1 protein-coding gene is annotated in these 246 nt (G+C 57.3%); it reads right to left on the minus strand.

Going from position 1 to position 246, the window contains the following annotated elements; all coding sequences use genetic code 11:
* Window positions 1–246, minus strand: a 246-nt coding sequence (locus AOA59_RS32735) for a hypothetical protein (RefSeq protein ID WP_178076302.1), incomplete at both ends; no start/stop codon positions are given.

Consider the following 246-nt stretch of genomic DNA (forward strand, 5'->3'; position numbering starts at 1 on the left):
AGCAGCGGTTTTAGCAGCTGGCTTGGCCGCTGGTTTCGCAGCAGCAGTTTTAGCAGCTGGCTTGGCGGCTGGCTTTGCAGCAGCAGTTTTTGCAACTGGCTTAGCCGCTGGCTTTGCAGCAGCAGTTTTAGCAGCTGGTTTGGCGGCTGGTTTCGCAGCAGCAGTTTTTGCAGCTGGCTTGGCGGCTGGCTTTGCAGCAGCGGTTTTAGCAGCTGGCTTGGCCGCTGGTTTTGCAGCAGCAGTTTT

Source organism: Pseudomonas sp. 2822-15, assembly GCF_002742515.1.
Lineage (GTDB): Bacteria > Pseudomonadota > Gammaproteobacteria > Pseudomonadales > Pseudomonadaceae > Aquipseudomonas > Aquipseudomonas salomonii.